This is a genomic window from Polynucleobacter sp. MG-6-Vaara-E2 (assembly GCF_018687695.1).
Classification (GTDB): Bacteria; Pseudomonadota; Gammaproteobacteria; order Burkholderiales; family Burkholderiaceae; genus Polynucleobacter.
Genome location: NZ_CP061303.1, coordinates 1,298,584 through 1,317,695, shown reverse-complemented (window position 1 = coordinate 1,317,695; position 19,112 = coordinate 1,298,584). Strand labels below are relative to the sequence as shown.

Annotated in this window: 19 protein-coding genes and 1 tRNA gene; 15 read left to right on the top strand and 5 right to left on the bottom strand. The window is 39.2% G+C overall.

Annotated features, from left to right (window positions below):
- Positions 1–107: 107 nt before the first annotated feature.
- Positions 108–650 carry a hypothetical protein gene (locus ICV38_RS06800; protein WP_215378590.1) on the top strand — a complete coding sequence of 181 codons (543 nt, stop codon included), beginning with the start codon at positions 108–110 and terminating at the stop codon, positions 648–650.
- On the opposite strand, the gene ICV38_RS06795 is transcribed toward ICV38_RS06800, so the two are convergent.
- Both ICV38_RS06795 and ICV38_RS06790 read right to left on the bottom strand, forming a co-directional pair.
- The gene (locus ICV38_RS06795) at positions 632–1,297 is read right to left on the bottom strand and encodes a prepilin-type N-terminal cleavage/methylation domain-containing protein (protein WP_215378589.1); all 666 of its coding nucleotides are present in this window, start codon (positions 1,295–1,297) and stop codon (positions 632–634) included. The two genes, ICV38_RS06800 and ICV38_RS06795, sit on opposite strands and share 19 nt — an antisense overlap.
- Before the next feature lie 44 nt (positions 1,298–1,341).
- Entirely contained in the window at positions 1,342–1,740 is a 399-nt protein-coding gene (locus ICV38_RS06790; protein ID WP_215378587.1) for an ATP-binding protein, read from the bottom strand.
- A gap of 201 nt (positions 1,741–1,941) precedes the next feature.
- Between ICV38_RS06790 and ICV38_RS10315 the strand changes: the two genes are divergently transcribed.
- The 9 genes from ICV38_RS10315 to ICV38_RS06745 are packed head-to-tail and all read left to right on the top strand — an operon-like array spanning position 1,942 to position 12,705.
- The gene (locus ICV38_RS10315; protein ID WP_256441307.1) at positions 1,942–2,670 is read left to right on the top strand and encodes an A24 family peptidase; all 729 of its coding nucleotides are present in this window, start codon (positions 1,942–1,944) and stop codon (positions 2,668–2,670) included.
- 12 nt (positions 2,671–2,682) lie between these two features.
- On the top strand, positions 2,683–3,021 hold the full coding sequence (locus ICV38_RS06780) for a DUF2497 domain-containing protein (RefSeq protein ID WP_215378583.1): 339 nt from the start codon (positions 2,683–2,685) through the stop codon (positions 3,019–3,021).
- A 4-nt stretch (positions 3,022–3,025) separates the two neighbouring features.
- Complete coding sequence (locus ICV38_RS06775) at positions 3,026–5,449, top strand: type II secretion system protein GspD (RefSeq protein WP_215378581.1); 2,424 nt, start codon at positions 3,026–3,028, stop codon at positions 5,447–5,449.
- Between the two features lie 8 nt (positions 5,450–5,457).
- On the top strand, positions 5,458–5,784 hold the full coding sequence (locus tag ICV38_RS06770; RefSeq protein ID WP_215378580.1) for a hypothetical protein: 327 nt from the start codon (positions 5,458–5,460) through the stop codon (positions 5,782–5,784).
- Positions 5,785–5,823: 39 nt separating this feature from the next.
- Positions 5,824–7,431, top strand: coding sequence for a PilN domain-containing protein (locus ICV38_RS06765; protein WP_215378578.1), 1,608 nt, complete (start codon positions 5,824–5,826; stop codon positions 7,429–7,431).
- Complete coding sequence (locus ICV38_RS06760; RefSeq protein ID WP_215378576.1) at positions 7,432–8,622, top strand: hypothetical protein; 1,191 nt, start codon at positions 7,432–7,434, stop codon at positions 8,620–8,622.
- 5 nt (positions 8,623–8,627) lie between these two features.
- The gene (locus ICV38_RS06755; RefSeq protein ID WP_215378574.1) at positions 8,628–9,629 is read left to right on the top strand and encodes an SPOR domain-containing protein; all 1,002 of its coding nucleotides are present in this window, start codon (positions 8,628–8,630) and stop codon (positions 9,627–9,629) included.
- Positions 9,630–9,644: 15 nt separating this feature from the next.
- Positions 9,645–11,432 (top strand): GspE/PulE family protein, encoded by a 1,788-nt coding sequence (locus ICV38_RS06750; RefSeq protein ID WP_215378573.1) that lies wholly within the window; start codon positions 9,645–9,647, stop codon positions 11,430–11,432.
- Between the two features lie 16 nt (positions 11,433–11,448).
- The gene (locus tag ICV38_RS06745) at positions 11,449–12,705 is read left to right on the top strand and encodes a type II secretion system F family protein (protein ID WP_215378571.1); all 1,257 of its coding nucleotides are present in this window, start codon (positions 11,449–11,451) and stop codon (positions 12,703–12,705) included.
- A 52-nt stretch (positions 12,706–12,757) separates the two neighbouring features.
- Here ICV38_RS06745 and ICV38_RS06740 read toward each other — a convergent pair whose 3' ends face one another.
- Complete coding sequence (locus tag ICV38_RS06740) at positions 12,758–13,150, bottom strand: hypothetical protein (RefSeq protein ID WP_215378569.1); 393 nt, start codon at positions 13,148–13,150, stop codon at positions 12,758–12,760.
- Between the two features lie 323 nt (positions 13,151–13,473).
- Here ICV38_RS06740 and ICV38_RS10355 point away from each other — a divergent pair, with 323 nt between their 5' ends.
- The 5 genes from ICV38_RS10355 to ICV38_RS06715 all read left to right on the top strand — a co-directional run bounded on the left by ICV38_RS10355 (position 13,474) and on the right by ICV38_RS06715 (position 17,887).
- On the top strand, positions 13,474–14,013 hold the full coding sequence (locus ICV38_RS10355; protein WP_215378567.1) for a type IV pilin protein: 540 nt from the start codon (positions 13,474–13,476) through the stop codon (positions 14,011–14,013).
- 144 nt (positions 14,014–14,157) lie between these two features.
- Positions 14,158–14,724, top strand: a complete 567-nt coding sequence (locus ICV38_RS10350; protein ID WP_215378565.1) for a prepilin-type N-terminal cleavage/methylation domain-containing protein — start codon at positions 14,158–14,160, stop codon at positions 14,722–14,724.
- Between the two features lie 60 nt (positions 14,725–14,784).
- On the top strand, positions 14,785–15,255 hold the full coding sequence (locus tag ICV38_RS06725) for an STAS domain-containing protein (protein WP_215378563.1): 471 nt from the start codon (positions 14,785–14,787) through the stop codon (positions 15,253–15,255).
- A 60-nt stretch (positions 15,256–15,315) separates the two neighbouring features.
- Positions 15,316–17,286: a tetratricopeptide repeat protein gene (locus ICV38_RS06720; RefSeq protein WP_215378562.1), complete on the top strand. Its 1,971-nt coding sequence runs from the start codon at positions 15,316–15,318 to the stop codon at positions 17,284–17,286.
- Between the two features lie 37 nt (positions 17,287–17,323).
- Positions 17,324–17,887 (top strand): type II secretion system protein, encoded by a 564-nt coding sequence (locus ICV38_RS06715; protein ID WP_251368126.1) that lies wholly within the window; start codon positions 17,324–17,326, stop codon positions 17,885–17,887.
- Between the two features lie 68 nt (positions 17,888–17,955).
- Here the strand turns inward: ICV38_RS06715 and ICV38_RS06710 are convergent, their stop codons facing one another.
- Both ICV38_RS06710 and ICV38_RS06705 read right to left on the bottom strand, forming a co-directional pair.
- Complete coding sequence (locus ICV38_RS06710) at positions 17,956–18,459, bottom strand: type IV pilin protein (protein ID WP_215378560.1); 504 nt, start codon at positions 18,457–18,459, stop codon at positions 17,956–17,958.
- A 525-nt stretch (positions 18,460–18,984) separates the two neighbouring features.
- A tRNA-Lys gene (locus ICV38_RS06705) sits at positions 18,985–19,060 on the bottom strand.
- Positions 19,061–19,112 lie beyond the last annotated feature (52 nt).

Genomic DNA, 19,112 nt, shown 5'->3' with positions numbered 1-19,112 from the left:
TCTAGATAAAATTGGTAAGCACCCCAAAAACTAAATATTACGATATTGAGAAGGGCGATATAAACTAGCGTCTCTACTAGAGAGATGCCCGGTACGCACCTAGCTAAATGTTTACAATTTCTCATAATTTAAAAAACAACAAAGATGGCTTTGCTATTTTAGCTGCACTAGTGATAGTGGTGATCTTTTCCATCGCTATATCGCAGTGGATAATAACTGATTCAGCCACCTCTAAATTTAAAATTACGCCAGTGATCTATGCCAAACACTTAGCTCAAGCTCAGCAAATTAATAACCTGATTAGTTCAAGTATTGATTCCTTTGATATATTTAAATCGCAAGCTAGCTTTGATCAGTGCTCTCGGGAAAGTAGCGCTTGCTCTAGATATATTAATGCTACGCAAAATGCACTGTGTACACCCACTCCTACGGCAGGTAAGGCTTACGCTCAGGCAATCGCCAGCCAGAACTCTTCTGTCAATAACAAGAAAATTTTTACTCTAGTTTGGTGCGATGATTGCCTATCTCCTTCTCAAATTCAAATCACCACCTGCGTATCCGATATTAGCGGTGAAAATATCGCGCTTTCAGTGTGGCGTTTAACTCAGAAAAATAAAGACTTAAAGTTAGTTCAGGAGGAGGAGTTCTGATAGTCAATTGCAGGATAGTAGTATTTAATAAAGCCATCGCTTCTAGGATTTTTTAAAGTTCCTTGAAAAATCAATAGATAGCTTGGTAATGCCGAGCTTATATTGAGATTGTCTAGCGGGCAATTGGCTGTGATTACTTCCGTATTATTATTTTGTGCCTGAACTACTGTTTGGCACTTAATGTCTGTAGGCCCTGTCGCCGACCCTAAAGCGGGAACTGATTGCAGTGCATTTTTTGCTAAAGCTGATTGCGCCGTATTCAATGATGTTGTTCTGCAGCTTAGCGCTACGCTAGATAGATTGCACGTGAGTGGGTAAACATTGGCTAAAACAGTAGCGCTATCTAAGTCCGACTTGCTTTGACTACATTGTTTATTTGGGCTAAGACTAATTTGCGTCACAGTACTAGAATCATTTGTGATGAATTGGCAATTGCTATCTGCTCCAGGTACCCCAATATATTTTGTCCAAATAAGCTTCTCTAGATAGCGCTGCGCACTAATATTGTTGGCACTGATGCTAAGGTTCATGCTACTCATATTTTGGGTTTGTATAAAACCCGTAACCCCGAGCATGGCAATAGCAATAAGGCTAATAGCGACCAGTATCTCAATAATGCTCAAACCTTTTTTTAAACAGGTATGCATGAATTTCTTTTGAGGATTTTTTATCAATTCAGACAGCTTAAGCGCTATGAATGAAACTTCAGGGTCGTGAGGTTCCCATCTGATTGAGGATCAATTCTAAATTCCAGTGCAATTTTTTTAATCAGATCTATTCCCATGCCACCCAACTCTGAAGGAAAGTGCGTTTGATACATAAATAATTCTGGATTGCTCGGTGGGGCATCATCTTTAATAATAACTTCAATGACATCGCCCAGCTTTGCAATAGTTAGCACAAGATATCCTGGCTTTGTATTTACATAAGCATGACGGACGATGTTTTGCAGAGCTTCGCCAACGGCAATCTGAATGTCTGTTTTATCTTGGATTTCGAGCTTTTCCAGTGTGCTGTGAACAAACTCTCTTGCTAAGGACAATTGGCCTGGTAAGGACTGGAAAGTGGTTGAAAAAGATGTGATTGTCATTGTTTTCAATATATTGCCCTAGGTGGGCATTCTTTCGGCTATTTGCAATTAATACTAGCACCCCAAAACAAGGCCTTAAACCACCCTAGCTGTTGTTTACTGGAAAAATAGTGAATATCTCAAGTTCCGCTAAACTAAGTGCCTAGGGGTCTAATTTATCGTATTTGAGGGTATCTTGTGTTGCAGGCAAATCCTATCTTGATGGCTGTTTTGGGGTTTTTACTGGGGGCCTGTATAGGCTCCTTCGTCTATGCCTGCGCGCAGCGAATTGTGGGTGGCGAAGACCTTCTCTTTGCCAGGTCTCGGTGCAGATCCTGTGAAAAACCCCTTTTAAAACAACAACTTATACCAATTTATTCTTGGTTAGCTCAAAAGGGTCGCTGCGCCTGTTCCCGCATATTACTAAGTAAGGGTTATTTATATTCCGAACTGGGGTTTGCATCACTCTTGGCGATAGTTTGGTATGGGTTGCCACTTGGTGATGCTCTGGCCTTAAGTTTGTTTTATGGCTTATTGGGCATTTGTTTTTTTACTGACTTTTTAGACCAAGTATTGCATATGCCCACCATGCTAATCCTGATTGGATCTGGGATTTTATTAAAGTCAGTTTTAGCTGTCCCATTACTGACTGATGCCATCTTGGGTAGTACTTTCGGCTTTGCCTTAATTTATGGCAGTAATCTGATGTATCGATTTTTTAGAAAAAAAGATGGTTTTGGTAGTGGGGATGCGTGGCTTTTGGCTGGAATTGGAGCATGGACCAGCCCCCTCATAGTTTTGTTTGTTTTTATTTTAGCCGCTTGGATTGGTGCTATTTTTGGAATGGTATCGATTCTTAGAGGCAAAGGCAGTCTTGGCTCACCGATTCCATTTGGGGTATATCTTGCCATCAGTACGGTATTAATTGGCCAAAGGCAGCTTTTTGTCTAATCAGGAGCCTTTATGAGCATGGAAAAAGAGGAAATTGAGCAATCTATTCAGCATCTTATTCATGAGGCGGAAATGGCCGCGCAGTTGTTGTCTCAGAAGCAAGACGATGCCCTGGATCGTCTGAGTGCCAGTAATTTGCCGGAGAACCAAATAACACTGATTGCGGAAGAGATTAAACGTTTCAGGGCTGAGTTTGAAGGTAATGTCAGTGAGGATATTATTGAAAAAACCTTGGCTAATGTATTACGCCCCGCAATAGACAGGTGGCTTGAATTAAATATGGCGGCAATTACTAGGGATGTTGTTTCAAAAAAGCTAGATGAAATTTCAAAGGATGCACTGTCGAAGTGAAAATATGCGTCTAAAAATAGTTAGCCTTGCGATTGGTCTTGTTTGCATCACTTTATTAGGTGGATGCTCGACTCCTACTATTGATTTTGATATGGGTTCGGCCAAGGAGCGATTCAAGCAAAACAGGCTAAAGATCCAAGAAGATGACGATATGGAGAGTATTGCTCTTTTACAAGGGACCGAGAAAATCAATTCTGTCTTACTCAGATTTCGATATGGTCCAGATAGTCTAGAGGAAAAAGACTTTATAGATTACCTAAGCTCATTAAATTTGCAGGATGTTAAAAGGAATAGTTCTCTTGAAAAGAAAAAACTAACAGATATTGAGCGGGGTAATATAGATTCTGAAAGACTCGAGCAAAGAGCTTTGCTGATTCAAAACGAAAAACAAAAAATGCTTTCCCAACTTCTGGTAGCTCAGCGCGTTATTAAAAACTATACTCAAAACAAGCAGACTGTTGTTTTAAATTTACGTAATGCGCCACTATCAAGTGTGCTTGAAGATTTGGCTCAAAAACAAAATGCACAAGTGATGTTTTCAACTCAGGCTCTTGAAAAATCACCGATGGTAACGATTGATTTGAATGGTCAACCTGATGTTTTATTCGAAAAATTGGTCGCCCAATATAAATTTAATTCTAGCTATGATATTGAAGCTCGTTTGTATAGAGTTTCTGCTCCAAATGAATTGCGAGTTAAGGTAGAGACGCAAAATGGAACTAGAGATGATATTAATTTCAATACTCTGTCTTTAGACAATACCCTTATTCCAGCAAACTTTATTGCAGCGATTGGATATTATCGAAGTCTCGTTCAAAGGCTATCAAATGAAACAGCATCTACTTTCTTAAATGCTATACAGCAAACCTCATTTGCTCAGTCTGGCTCAGAAGCTCAACGCAAATTGCATATGGCTATGATGAGAGATGCTTCTGAGCTCCAAGCAAAGTTAGAGTATTTTGATCGTCAAACTAATCTTCAACTACGTGGATATGTATTTGAAAAGAAAGATCAAAAAGCAGTTTCTGAAAACGTCATGAACTTTGGAACTTTGGATGAGTGTATTAAGCCTGGTAAGGAGCTTTATACAGAAAAACTGTATGTTTATAGAGAATTTCCAAAATATGTGGCAGAGCAAATTAGAGATTACGCTGTTAATGAGGGTTACGCCGCTTTAGGTTATTTACCAGGGCAATACCCAAAAATGCAGCAAGCGAGCAGAACGCAAAATCAAGGTCGTTCACCCAATAATCCGTTGGGTAGCAATCAAGCCCCAGGAATGCAAGCACCCTTAAACCAGTGGACCCCTCAAAATCCCGGTTCTGGAGGCGCAACTCCTCCTAACCAAACTCCTGGACAACAAGCCCCCTTGAATCAGTGGACTCCTCAGGCTCAAGGGGGAGGCTCTCTGCCCCAAACCCAGGGTCAGAACCCTTACAATCAAGCTGTACCATTTCCTCCTGGTCAACAACCTATGGGTCAAGGCCCTGTCCAATACCAAAACTTATCCACTGGAAGGTCAGGCTGCTCTCAACCAGCAATGGTGGTTCAAGAGGATGCTACCGGCATTATTGTGACTGGTACTCGTGAGCAAATACAGCTTGCGAAGAGATTGGCGTCTACTTTTGACATCACATCAAAACAAGTTTTGATTGAAGTGTTTATGGTTGAGGTTGATAAAAATTGGCAAAGAGAAATTCAGAGCAAGATTGGGGGCCAATCATCAAATCCAAACAGCTCTGGAGGTGTTGGAGGTAGCGCCACTAACTTCCCAACAACGGGTCCAAATGGACTCATTAGCGTTCAAAGTACCACTACAGATGGTGGGTTTGTAGGTCAGTTCATCCCTGGAAAGGGTTACTTAACCCAGTTCTTGAACTTGTTGGAATCGAACAATATTGGTCGAAAGATCTCTAGCCCAACAATTCTGGCAAAGGATGGGCAAACTGCAACAGTGAATCGAGATAATATCGTGAGACAGATATTGACCCAACAAACAACCGTTGCTGGAACATCGCCTGTTACAACAAATTCTCAAAATGTGATTGATCTAAATGCACCTTTAGTACTGAAGGTAACTCCACGTGTTAATCACCATAATAATCACGTCAGTATTGACTTTGATTTTAATGAGACGGTTTATGACACTGCTGGGACCCCAACTATTACCTCTCCAACGATTTCCAACAGTATTGCCACTACATTAGAATCTGCGCCAGGCGACGTTATTGTGTTAGCGGGACTCTATAAAGAGACAAATGGGCGTTCAACAACGGGGGTACCAGGCACCACAGGCTTCGGTGCTTTGACAGGCTTAATCATGGGATCTGACTCTTTGAGTACGAAAAATAGTGAATTATTAGTTTTTATTGCGCCCACAGTTATTGAGCCAGTAGCTGGAAAAACACAAATCAATTCAGTGAGATAAGTAAATCGATGAATTACTCGGAATCTTTCTTTTTTATTCTGACTGGTATCTTAGTCATAGTTGGACTAATTATTTTTTTATTGATAATACGAAAAAGAAACGAGGAGCCTCTAACTTTTTCAAGCATATCTGACGGTGGTGTGCAATCTGAAAGCATAGTGAGCACTAAAAGAGTTAGCGATTCTCTAGAGGCTGTTGATGAGGAATTAGAGCGGTTGATAGAAATTGAAAGCTCTTTACTAGCCGTTAAGGAGTTATATTTGAAGCGCCTCATCTCAGCACAGAAATATGTTGAGGAAACGAGGTTAATTGCCCAACAAAAAATTAAATACTAAATTTTGATAGAGCAAATTAAATTTCTAATAAAGAAAAGGATGGATCGTCCTCACCAGATTTTTGTCCTTAAATTAACTGTTGATGCTTGGGTAGGTGGTATCACCTCATATGAAGATGAGAATCTAACAATCCATAAACTCATATGGCATCCGTTACCCAAAAAAATTGATCCTAATAAGCCGAGTTTAGATATTGAAATTCTTCAAGCTAGCCTGGCAGAGCTTGTCGAAAAGTATGATTTGGTTGGATATGACGTTGCTTTTTCTTTAGCCAGCAGTATTGCAGAATTAAAAATGCTAACTGTGCCGTTTGACTTGAGTAATAAAGCAGATCAAAAAGAGTTTTTAGCCAATAGTAAAGATAAAGTTTTTTGGCAGGAATTTGATGCTGAAATTATTGACTTGAAGTTCCCAATCTTTAGCTATGAGTACGCCGCACCTTCAGAGGATGAAGGAAGCTCCCTTATTTATGCGACTTGGGCAGATCAAAGGGCCATTAATATTTGTATTGAGTTCTTGTTAGCTGCTCAGCTTTATCCCATCTTAATTTGTCCAGAGACTCAATCAATATATAACTATTTATACAGGCAGCTAGATCGACTAGAAAAGGAAACGTTTTTTGGTGTTTTACATATTGCTTCCAAGCGATCTCAGTTAATGATTATCGGTCCCGAGAGAATTGTTCACGCAAAGCTAAACATTACAGAGTTGGATGAAGTATTGCTTGAAGATCTTGAAAAAATTGATGAGGTAGATGGTCCATTTTGGGAGGAGGTGGGAGCCCGCATAGGAAATGCCCTCAAACAGGCATTTTTATACCTCAAAGAGGAGGAGGGAATACCGCCAATACGAAATATCTATGTAGTATCTGAGTTATCCAGTATTAAAAATACCATGTTGCTACTTGGTCGTAACTTTAATTTGAGCAATTTAAAGTCCTATCCTTTTTCAAAGAGTGTTAGTCAAATGATTTCCATGGCTGATTCAAACAGAGTTGATAATCAATCAGTCTTTAGTGGTATTTTGGGGCTTGGCTTACAAGAGGTCGTTAAGAAAAGGATTTTTTTAGGAAAGAGCAGTGATAGAGAAAGTTTTGTTGATTTAAATCTACAGCCCTGCATTAAACGCATCACTAGCAATCGAAAAATTGTAAAAATAATCCAAAATATTTACTTGATAGCATTCATTATCTTGGCCATAGGCTTGATTTGGAGCATCATTTATTTATTACCTACCTACATCATTAATCAGACTCAGTTACAGCAATATCGTCTGGAAAATAAGGCTTTGCTCACTCAAGAGAAGGCTCTAAATGAGACACAGGCGGAGAGTAAAAGATATAGTGAGCAAATTGCATTGCTCTTAAAGGCAAGCCAAGGTGCTTCTAAATCAAGATTGATGACATTGTTGCCAAAAATTGTTCCCTCTGGTGTTGAGCTTGATAGTTTTACGGTTACCCCGGATAGCATCAGCATTACTGGACGCGCAACAAGTACTGCCACTGCACAAAATTTTTATAATGCATTGTCAGATAGTGAGTTAGCCACCAATTTGGGTATGGTAGTCGATCGGGAGAATTCACTTTCATTAGTAACCCGTTTTAAGATTGCCGGTAAACCGTCTAAAGTAGAATTGGTAGAGCCTTAAATGACGGAAAAACAAAAAATATTTTCAGGTCCTCTTTCTCAAAGAGCGCGGAAGATTTTGAAGTCGTTGTATGGACTCGAGTCTGATCGGACAATTAATGAATCTCCAAAAAACTTTCGGCCCTCTAATACTTTTAAGCATAACCAAGGGGGAATTGATGGCGATCAACTTTCATGGAGCCATCGTTTTAGGCATGAGAAAAAAGAGCCAAAATTAGGCATGACCTCAGCATTTCCTTCTGATGTAACGCTTAAAAAGCTAACTGAGGAAAAAAATGTATTTGACGAAAAGAAGCTGTCGGGAAATTTTTTTTTATTACGAAATGTAATCAAAGATTCCCTGATCCATCTACTAAATATTGTAGGTTTCTATCATCATAGGCACTTTTCTAAAAGTCGCTATGCCCGAGAATCTAAAGGTACATATCTGATTGATCTAGTATTGGCAGTTAGTATTTTCTTTGTTCTTATCGTCGCGGTATTTTTATCTGACTTTACCCTTTTAAAATCTGAGGTAGGCTCGATTAAATCCAGAATTGGTAACATTCAGGATATTAAAGATAAAACCAATAGCATTAATCGCTTATTAGGGATCGAAAGAGCTTCGCTTGAGTCAAAAAAGCAGACTTATAGTCAATTGCAAAAACATGTGTTTGATCAAAGTTCAATTAAAGACTTAGTTACTAAGTTTCTTGCTGAGTTAGAGAATAATCGAGTAACGGTTAAGATATCCTTGGCACGTTTTTCAAACTTTCCAGTTTATGAGACCAAAAACTTACAGCGCCCTGTAACTTCAGCCAAAGATGTGCCATCTAGCGCTGATCGACTAAAAGAAATGGCACGTATTGCAACTAACAAAGAACCAATTGCCAACCAGGTGGCACAAGAATCTAAAAATAAGACAGAAAAAGGTAAATTACAAGGCTCTCAAGACTTAAATTTAGCCCATTTTTTGCCTGAAGATGCCGATCTAATAACACCTTATGATGCAAATCGATTGGGTATTAATTACTATTACATCAAATTAGAACTTAGTGGAGCTTATATAAACTACCTGGCGATCCGCCAGCAACTTATTAGCCTAGTTCCTGGGGCAATAATAGAATCTGAGAAAGTAACTTCTCAGAATAATAAGTCGACCGTTACAATTGTGGTGGGCATTAATTTGCCTTTCTACCAAGAGAAAAACTAGAACTTATGAGATTGCTCATTTATCCTTTCCTTGCCATTAATATTTTATTTGTGCAAGATATATCTGCTCAGGTAACTAGGGTTGAAGCGCCTATTTCAGCGCCTTCTCCGCAAACAGTGAGATTGGCAGACCCCTTTTCACGGGGTGTTCAAAAACCATTTTCTTATGGTGAAGTTATTAGTGCCAATCCATTAGATGGATCGAAGGCTAATGGTGTTCGATTTTCCACCCAAACTACTGCCGATAATTTACGTCGTTTGCCTGATCTGAGTTCTTATCGTTTGGTTGGTATCTCTAGCAAACCGATTCCGCAAAAACCCAATATTGTGGGGCCTGTTTTAAATATGCCCGATAAGGGGGAGGCTCCTCTGCAGTTCTATCTCAGAATAGGCTCCTTTAATCAACTAAGTTATGCAAAACAATATGCTTGGGATTTTTTTACAACAAACAAAATCTTAATTGATGCAAATTTTGTAATTCGTAGAACGCCATGGAAAGAGGGTGGCAATCTCTTTCAAATTGATTACGGCCCTTTTACTGATTATGAACATGCATTGATTTCCTGTGAACAGCTCACCAAGCACGTCGTTCCCCCACTTACAAAATGTCCCTTAGTCAAAGAGTACGCTTCCTTACAGGAGCAGCAGGCATTCACCAGCAATGCCTTAGTTGGTCTTTCTGCAGCTACGATCAGTCAATTTAGTGATTCCGAAATTTATGAGCCTAAGAAACTGATGACAACGAGCTTTAAAATTAAGGAGGGTGATAAGTTAGGCGCTGGTGAGTATGTTGTACTTAAAATAAATCAAGATGGTGTTTATTTGGCAAAATTAAATACGCTTACTTATTTTTTATCAATCGATACTATTCCATTTAATGCCCCTGGAACTTCTCGAGATGATAAAAATTCTACAAAAGATGAGAAAAATTTAGCTAAAGATGATAGATCGCTGATAAGAGACGATAAGTCTATCTCTAAGAGTATCTCAGCTAATCCACCTCGATAGGTTACAAAAATAATCATGAGTTTGTACTCTGACGATAGTAGTGCTAAGGCATTAAAAGCTCTCATTAGCATCGGTAAATTAAGCCAAGCTCAACTCGACAATTTATTCACTTCAGGACGTCCTGCAGGTTCAATATTAGATGAATGCGTTGCGAATGGGCAATGTGACGAAGAACTACTTAGTGCCATATTTTCTAAAGGTTTTAATTTAAGACGTACTAATTTGAATTTTGATGATCTTAATGAAGCGACTTTAGGTTTATTAAGAAAGAGTTTCATGGAGGTAAACCGAATAATTCCGATAGGCATGGAGGATCGATTTATCAAGATTGCCATGGTAGATCCTGTTAATTTAAAGCTTGCCAACGAGATTAAGGAGTATTCAGGTCTTAATCCGGAGTTTTATGTAATCAAGCCTTCCGAATTTGAAGACTGTATTCGAACCTCTTACTGGAAAAATCTACCCGAGCAAGTCATTTCCCCAAAAAATGATGACAATGCTTCAGAATCTGAATATACAAAAAATGTTTTCTCTAATTCAAGTCAATCTCAGCCTCGGTCATCTAATGGCGGAGCAAGGCAAGTCCGAAGGGCTTTTAAAACTCGCTGGAATATTCATGACAAAGAATTGGTCGTTGAATTTTGCGATCAAATCTTAAGCGAGGCAATTGTTGATGGTGTCTCTGATATTCATGTAGAAACCTTTCGCAATAGTGCTAGGGTTAGAATGCGCAAAGATGGTGCCATGCAGGTGATGGACCATTATTCTGATTATCTTTTTGTGAACTATGGCGCCGTATCAGCTCGTTTCAAAATTATGGCTAGTTGTGATATCTCAGAAAAGCGCCTTCCTCAGGACGGTGCAATTACGATTAAGGATGATAAAAATAACGATATTGATTTTCGATTTAGTACAGTCCCCACTAAAAATGGTGAACGTATTGTCATGCGTATTTTGGCGGGTGACTCCACTTTGTCCCTTGATAGTATTGGTTTAGATTCAAAAGATTATCAAAAAGTTATCGATGCCATTACTTCCCCTCAAGGAATGATTTTGGTAACAGGTCCAACGGGAAGCGGAAAAACAACGACCCTGTATGCTGCCTTAAAGCATATCAATTCCTCAGATATTAATATCCTTACAGTTGAAGATCCTATTGAGTACTACTTGGAAGGAGCTGGCCAGGTTCAGGCAAACGAAAAGATAGGATTAACCTTTTCATCGATTTTGCGGGCATTCTTACGCCAAGATCCTGAAGTCATATTGGTGGGCGAAATTCGTGATCAGGAAACCATTGATATTGCAATCAAGGCTTCATTAACTGGCCATCTATTGTTATCAACCCTGCATACCAATGATGCGGTCTCAACGATATCAAGAATCGTCAATATGGGTGTTCCCAATTTTATGATTTCCTCAGCCTTAACAATGATCATTGCACAAAGGTTAGTGAGAAAAAATTGTCCTGATTGTATTGTTCCTGACAAAGCTGGTACAGCTGATATTTTGAAACGAGTTGGATTTCATGAGGATGAAATTGGCTCGTTTACGCCGATGGTTGGTGTTGGATGTCCAAGCTGTCAGGGTACTGGCGTAAAAGGCCGGCAAGGTATTTACGAGGTACTCAGAAATACCCACGCCCTAGAAGAGGCGATTCTCAGAAATGATCAAGCCCCACAGTTATTAGAGGTTGCCCGTAAAGATGGTTTTAAGACCTTACAGGAAACAGGTAGACAATTAATTCAGTCTGGCGTCCTTTCTCTTGAGGAATATCAGAGAAGCCTAAATATGGATGGTCAATGAGTGATCGCTTGAGCCCATGAGAAACTTTACCTATCAAGCAAAAGATCGCGTTCGAAAAAAAATCAAAGGTAGTTTTCAAGCTGAGAGCATGACTAAGGCTAGGGTACTCCTTCGCAATAAAGGCCTATCAGAAATTACTATCAAGGAATTGCGTCCTGCAAGATCTTCAGCGAGCCTTAGGGGTGCAAAAAACAAAACTAGCTTTAATTTCGCTTTTTCATTTTTTAATTCTATTTCCCCTTTGGTGCTATTAGTTTTTTCTAAAAAACTGGCAACTATGATTCGGTCAGGGTTGCCCATTCTTGATTCTTTAATTCTTATCCAATCACAAACTGAAAATAAGGCATTTGCCAAAGCTTTACAAGACATCATTAATTCAGTTAACTCCGGCGTTTCATTTTCTGCAGCGCTAGCTAAATACCCCCGCTATTTTGATGAGGTTTATCGCAATATGATTGAAGCAGGGGAGGTTACTGGCAAGCTCGATATTTTTCTTGATAGGCTTGTTGAAGGTTTGGAGCGTATGCAAACGATACGCAGCGGTATTAAGAGCGCTCTTTTTTATCCGATGACTCTTGTTTTGGTTACGCTTGCAATATCTGCATTCATGATGATTAAGGTTGTTCCCACATTTGTTGGTATTTATGGAAATATGGGTGTTAAGTTACCAGGGCCGACCCAAGTCATTATGGATATTAGCGCGTGGATGTTAGACGGCTGGAATATGCTGGCATTAATGATTGGATTGCTTTTAACTTATGCAGCTAATGGAATTCTGAATAAATACTCATTTTTATATAAAAGAGCAATCTCAACAATCTTATTAAAGTTGCCCATCTTTGGAAACATCATCATCAAAGCCTCGATTGCGCGCATGTCTTTACTGATGGCGAACCTCTTTGTGGCAGGTATTAGCATTGATGAAATTATGCGTATTGCAAGTAGGACTACTAAGAATATTCTCTTTGTAGGAGCTATGCAAAGAATAAGCAAAGAAATTGTGACGGGTAAAGAGCTATCTACGTTGTTTGAGCAAGAAACTGTTTTTCCGCTTGAACTCTCTCAGTTAGTTAAGGTTGGAGAGAAGACCGGACGTATGGATGAAATGCTCACCTCAATTGCCAAATATTATCTAGAAGAATTTGAAACAGTGGTCAAGGGTTTAACGACAGTGATTGAGCCCTTGATGATTGTGTTTATCGGACTAGTCATTGGAATGTTAGTTATCGCCTTATATTTACCGATATTCAATGCCGGCGATGCAGTTGGCTAGGTATATGAGCAGTTATAGATCTGCTTAAGTCTTATAAAAAAGCCTGGGGTACTTAGAAGGGGAGAAGCGTGGAGCGAATCCACAGCAAAATACGCTCTGCAGAGCGGCGCCTTCTGGTTTCTTGGGGGCTGATAGCCGCTTGATTTACCTTAAGTTCAACTTGAGCCACTATTTCCGTGAGGGCGTAAATTCTGCCTCGTAAATCTGCTAACTCTTGACTGAGTCCCTGGTACTTAATGAGGTCTTTTTCAAGCATGCGCCAGTACCGATCGCCATTGGGCATCACTAGGATGTTCTCTGGTCCCATAGGCACTTCTTCAAGTTTGTGGACGGTATTTTCTTGCGGTGCTGAAATAAATTCAAACCAGTCAGATTGAGTCTCTTTTTCTAAAATAGGCGTTTTTTTGATTTCGCTATCGTATTCTGAAAATGACGTTTGGTTCATGAATAGTATTTTTATCGTTTTTGGTTATGTATAGGGCTTAATACCACTAGGTATAGTATGGATCATACTAAAAATATCTACCAATAGTATGCAAAATACAGAAAATATTAAGGAAGCCTGGAAATTTTTGGTGATTAAGGCCAGAAATAGGACTATTTTTAGTAATGGTAGATTTCGTATAGTGAGAATAATTAGCGCGTTAAAAAAGAGGGTTTTCCCTAGTAAATTATCAAATAATGTCACAAATACTATGTAAAAATGATGTTGCTTAATTAAAATCTAAGCTAAATAAACCCCTTAAAACCCCTAAAGAAGGTTGGAACATGACTGTGATTAAAAAATACTCAGAGACACTAAAAAAAGGTTTTTCTCTGATTGAATTATTGGTGGTCGTTGCCATAATCGGTGTTTTGGCAGCGATTGGTATTGTGGGTTATCAAAAGTATTTAGACAGCGCCAAGCGAAACGCAACGATTGCCAATGCTGCAAACTTTTTAAAAGCACTTGCTGCTGAGGGTACTGCCCGTAGTGGAGGCTTAGCGACTTCAGTGGCTAATTGCAGTCCAAACTCGTTTAACAATACTCTTACTGGCACCACCTATGGGCCCGGCTCATGCTTTGGTGACATTGCCGCCAATATGAAAAATCCCTACAATCAAGCCGACACTCTAGTGCTCGAGGATGGGACTGCAACAGGGCAGGGGGCTAGCGGATGCAGTACAGTTGGGCATATTGCAATTTGGATGAATTCATCGCCGTTGGGTTCTTACAGCGCTAGCACAAATATTCAAGTTGCAGCTTGTTTACCTAATGACGATGGGAATGCAATACTAGGCCCCACCCAAAATGTAAACGGTTTCTAATTTTAGTTGAAGTGATACTTGAATCCCTGCAATAAGCAGGGATTTTTTTAGTCCAAAGTCCACATGTATTTAAAAATTTACATTTTTTATTATCTATCTAACACCATAAGGCTGTATTAAAAAACCCTTAAAGAATATCTGAACATGAGCGCGATTAAAAAATACTCAGAAGTGCTAAAAAAAGGCTTTTCCCTGATTGAATTGTTAGTAGTAGTAGCCATCATCGGTGTTTTGGCAGCGATTGGTATTGTGGGCTATCAAAAATACTTAGAGAGCGCAAAAAGGAATGCCACGATTGCGAATGGGGCAAACTTTTTAAAAGCATTGGCCGCTGAGGGTGCGGCTCGAAGCGGTGGTTTATCTACCCAAAATATTACTTGCAGTGCAGATCCAACCAAATGGAAAAATGATACCGTTCAAAATTCAGCAGGTTTTGATGTCTATCCATTAGGCACATGCTTTGGAGATATAGCTGCCAATATGAAAAATCCATATGACCAATCAGACACCAAAGTTATTGAGTCTGGATCGACTACATGCACTACGCTCGGCCATATTGTTGTTGGAGTTCCATCAACATTAGGCCCTATTTATAACTCTGGTAATCAAATTACTGTTGTAACTTGTGTAGACTTCTATGGCGACGGTGCGCCGAACCCAGCAATCCCAATATTTGATCCAACATCTGTCCCAACACTCAATGGATTTTAATTATGCTTAAGGATAAGAACTGATTTCTGCCATGTAGCAGAGATTTTTTTCTCAATCGTTATGGGATATTCATTCACACGCAACGTCAATGTTCTTAGTGTAGAATTTTTTGATGCAATTGATTTATCTAATGCAAATCTGATTCAATGTGAATTTGATGAGGTTATTTCAAAAGACTTTATCCAAGTCTTTCTGAGCGCCAAAAATCTTAAATATATTGATTCTTCAGGTGTAGCTACGCTACTGATGATGAAGCGTCGCTGCGGCCAGCTTGGATGTGAGTTCATCATTACCGATATTTCGGCGGCTGGGTACAGGGTGATTGAGCTAGCAAAACTAACCGACCTACTTCCAATTAAAAAAGTAGTTGATGAAGATAGTGGAGCGCCTAAAAAAACAATTGAATTTAATGATAGCTTTTTCACCAATCAATCCATTCAAGGCGTGCAAGTTTTAGACGACTCTATGGAGCAGTCTGCCTCAGAGGCGGATTTAGATTCTTTAAATTTTAAGCCCGGATCATTTCTTTAGTACTTTAAAAGAAGTGGCTGTCAGTTTATCGAATTAGCAATTTATTTTTTTAAGACTCTCTTGAAATTAGAACAAGCACTCAAGCTTCACCAGCAAGGCGAGATTGCAGCCGCCCAAGGAATCTATAAGGAAATAATTGAACTAAGCCCAAATGACTTTAATGGATGGCATCTATTAGGGTTGACCTATTATCAACAGGGTGATCTAAAAAGGGCGATAGAGTTGATAACAAAGTCTATTTCTTTTAATCCAAACTATGCACCTGCGCACTTTAATCTAGGCTGTGCCTTACAAGATTTAAATCACTGGTTCAAAGCTCTTGATAGTTACAATACGGCTATTAGGATTGAGTCTAGATACGAACAAGCCTATTTAAAGCGCGTGGAGATTTTAGTTAAGCTTAATCAAATATCTAACGCCTTAACTTGCTGTAATGAGCTAATCAATCTCAAGCCAGACTACCACTTAGCTTTTTATAAGCGGGCAGAGATTCATTTGATGCTTAAGAATCCGCTTGATGCATTATCTGACTACGAGATGTCGATAGAGTTACAACCTAATTTTATTGAGGGACACTTCAGTCTTGCTAACGCGCTATTTGATTTGCGTAAATTTGATCGAGCTCTACTTCATTATCAAAAGGCTATTGCCATTGACCCTCATTATGATTTTTTATATGGGTTTTATATACAGGTCAAAATGAGGATGTGTCACTGGGAAAACATATCAGAAGATTTATTACTTTTTGAAAAGAATCTAACTGAGGGTCTATGGTTCACATTCCCCTTCATCTCTCTAAATTTATTTGATAATCCAAGCTTGCATCAACAAGTTGCTACTTCCTATGTGAATAAGACATATTTAAATACACATATACCCATCAGCTCTTCTTCTATAAAAAATAAGAAAAAAATTCGGATCGGATATTTTTCTGCAGATTTTCGTATTCACCCAACATCACAATTGATTATAGAGATTTTACGGCGCCATGATCGGAGTCAGTTCGAGGTCTATGGTCTCTCGTACGGTCCTGAAAATAATGATTCGACTAAGCGATATATCAGCACAATTTTTGATAAATTTATTGATGTTACTTCGTTTAGCGATACTCAAATTATTAAGCTCTCTAAAGATTTGGGAATTGACATTGCGATTGAATTGGGTGGTCATACCCAGCATGCTAGAACCGGAGTATTTCTGACGAGATGTGCTCCAGTACAGATTAATTATCTAGCCTATCCAGGAACTATCGGCAGTGATGTAGTTGATTACATTATGGCTGATAAAACGGTTATCCATAAGGGTAATCAAGAATTTTTCTCAGAAAAAAAGATTTATTTGCCACATTGTTATGTAACACACGATAGTCAAAATATCATTCCAGAGAGTAAATTGTCTAGGCAGGACTTTGGCCTTAGTCAAAATGCATTTATTTTTTGTTGCTTTAATAGCTCCTTTAAGATTTTGCCTAAAACCTTTGATATGTGGATGCGTATTCTCAAATCGGTCGAAGGTAGCATGCTCTGGCTTTTACTTGACAATCCCTTTGCTGTAAGTAATTTATTAAAAGAAGCGCAATTACGAGGTATTGATCCAAATCGTCTTGTATTTGCTAAGCGCATGGACTTGGATCAACATCTTTCAAGACATCGTTTAGCTGATTTATTCCTTGATACGTTGCCATACAACGCTCACACAACAGCCAATGATTCTCTCTCGTCTGGGCTGCCAGTATTAACGCTAATAGGGCAATCCTTTGCCAGTAGGGTGGCAGCCAGCTTACTGAAAGCTATTGAATTGCCTGAGCTCATATGCCACACCCAAGCCGAGTACGAGGCTAAAGCTATTGAGCTGGCACGAAACCCTCAAAAATTGACTAATTTGAAGAAGAAATTGGCCAAGAATAGGGATAAAACCCCCTTGTTTAATGGGTCTCAACTCACCCGAGATATTGAGTCAGCTTATTTAGCAGTCTATCAACGCTATCAAGAGGGATTGGCTCCTGAGGATGTATTTGTAAATACTTATTGAGTTATATTATTGGTAAATTACCTACGGGGTTCACATAATGCAAAAGAAAATTAAAGACGGTTTTTCATTGATTGAATTACTCGTAGTCGTTGCCATTATTGGTGTTCTGGCTGCTATTGGTATTGTGGGCTATCAAAAGTATCTTGACTCCGCTAAAGATGCAGTTACAAAAGCCAACTTTAAGCAATTGGCTGATGCACTGCTCATAGAGGATTCACAAATCAATCTTTGCCAATCGACTCCCAGATTATTAGATTGTGTCAATACAATATCAGCCAGCGCAAGCATGAAAGACGCCTATACCTTGCAAAACCTGGTAGTGTTAAATGATTCTTATTCGGGTACAAATTCAGCTCCCTATGGAAATCTTCCTGATGGTTCCTGGGGACAACAGTTTATGAGTATTGGCATAGCCATTTGTCAGAATTTTACGGATTCTAGGGGAAATGTATTTAATCCTGATCGGTCTGGTGCCTATGACAGCATTAGAAAGATGGCTTTATTTGGAAAACTATCGAATGGTGATACTTTCTTTCAAGAGCTGAAATTTAATAGCTTAAAAAGTGGCCTTTATGGCTCTACCGGAGCTTGTGATGGTTAATGCCTTCACATGTAAATATTTGATTGAAGTTATTTCAAGAACATTATTTGAGCATGAATAGATCTTAATTAATAAACCTCTGTAACATTAAAAAGTTGACTGCTACCATCTGGTTGGCATGCGCCAACTACCACGGTGTTTCCAATCATTCCCGTCCAAATAGATCCAGCCAGCGGATCAATACCTGGGATGACCATATTTCGCGAGGTATCTGAAAGATCACAGAAATTTGCTGTTGAGATGAGTCGAGCAAAAAAAATGGCGGAGGGATAGTTTTGTCCGGTATACGGGTTTCTCATCGGATTAGCATTCATGACTGACCAAGCACAGGGGGATACATTCCCAAAGCCATTGCTTTTTATCAGGCTAATCATATTCTGGCACATTCCGCCAGGCAGCATTTCTACCGCCATTGCTTTGGCTAAAGTATTGGCGTTAGCGATATTGACCGCTTTTTTGCTTGATTCAATATATTTTTGATAGCCAACAATGCCAATTGCAGCCAAAACCCCAATAATAGCTACTACGACAAGTAGTTCGATCAGAGAAAAGCCATTATGTTTAATACGCATAAATGTTCCATTTCTAGCAGAAATCAAAGAAAATCAAGCAAATGTATATCAATGTTCAACCTAAATAAATTAATTATCAATATTTGCTTATTTAGAAAATTATGCTATCGAATGTGCAAGTACTTTGGGTGCTCAAGTAAGGTCTATATTGCCCTAACTATTTCCTGTATCACGAATTTCTGACTAGTTCGACAACATTAGTTTTTCCAGAACTTTATTAAATAATTCATAATGAACGAACAAATACCGAATAAAAAGCAGCTAACTTCCGCGCTTTAATTGGATTTATACAATTAAATCTGATGGTTAGGATTGCTTAATTTTTGTGCAATTTAAGTTTTTTTGCATAATAGCAACACGCTCACGCTGATAATCAACGAGTTGTCTTGGAAGTGCGTGTATGGTGGTCTTCTGCTTGGTTGCTTATCCCTTTAGCTTGCAGTGGGTGCTAGAAATGGGCAAGAGGTGTGTGAGTGCTTTGTTGTGAAAGAAAAAGCGCACTTTCGTGCGCTTCGCCTTATGCTATGGTGGGTCGGGCGAGATTCGAACTCGCGACCAACGGATTAAAAGTCCGCTGCTCTACCGACTGAGCTACCGACCCAGTTAAGCCATAAATTATAGCAAGAAGTTTATTGATGATCCTTTGGCCTGTA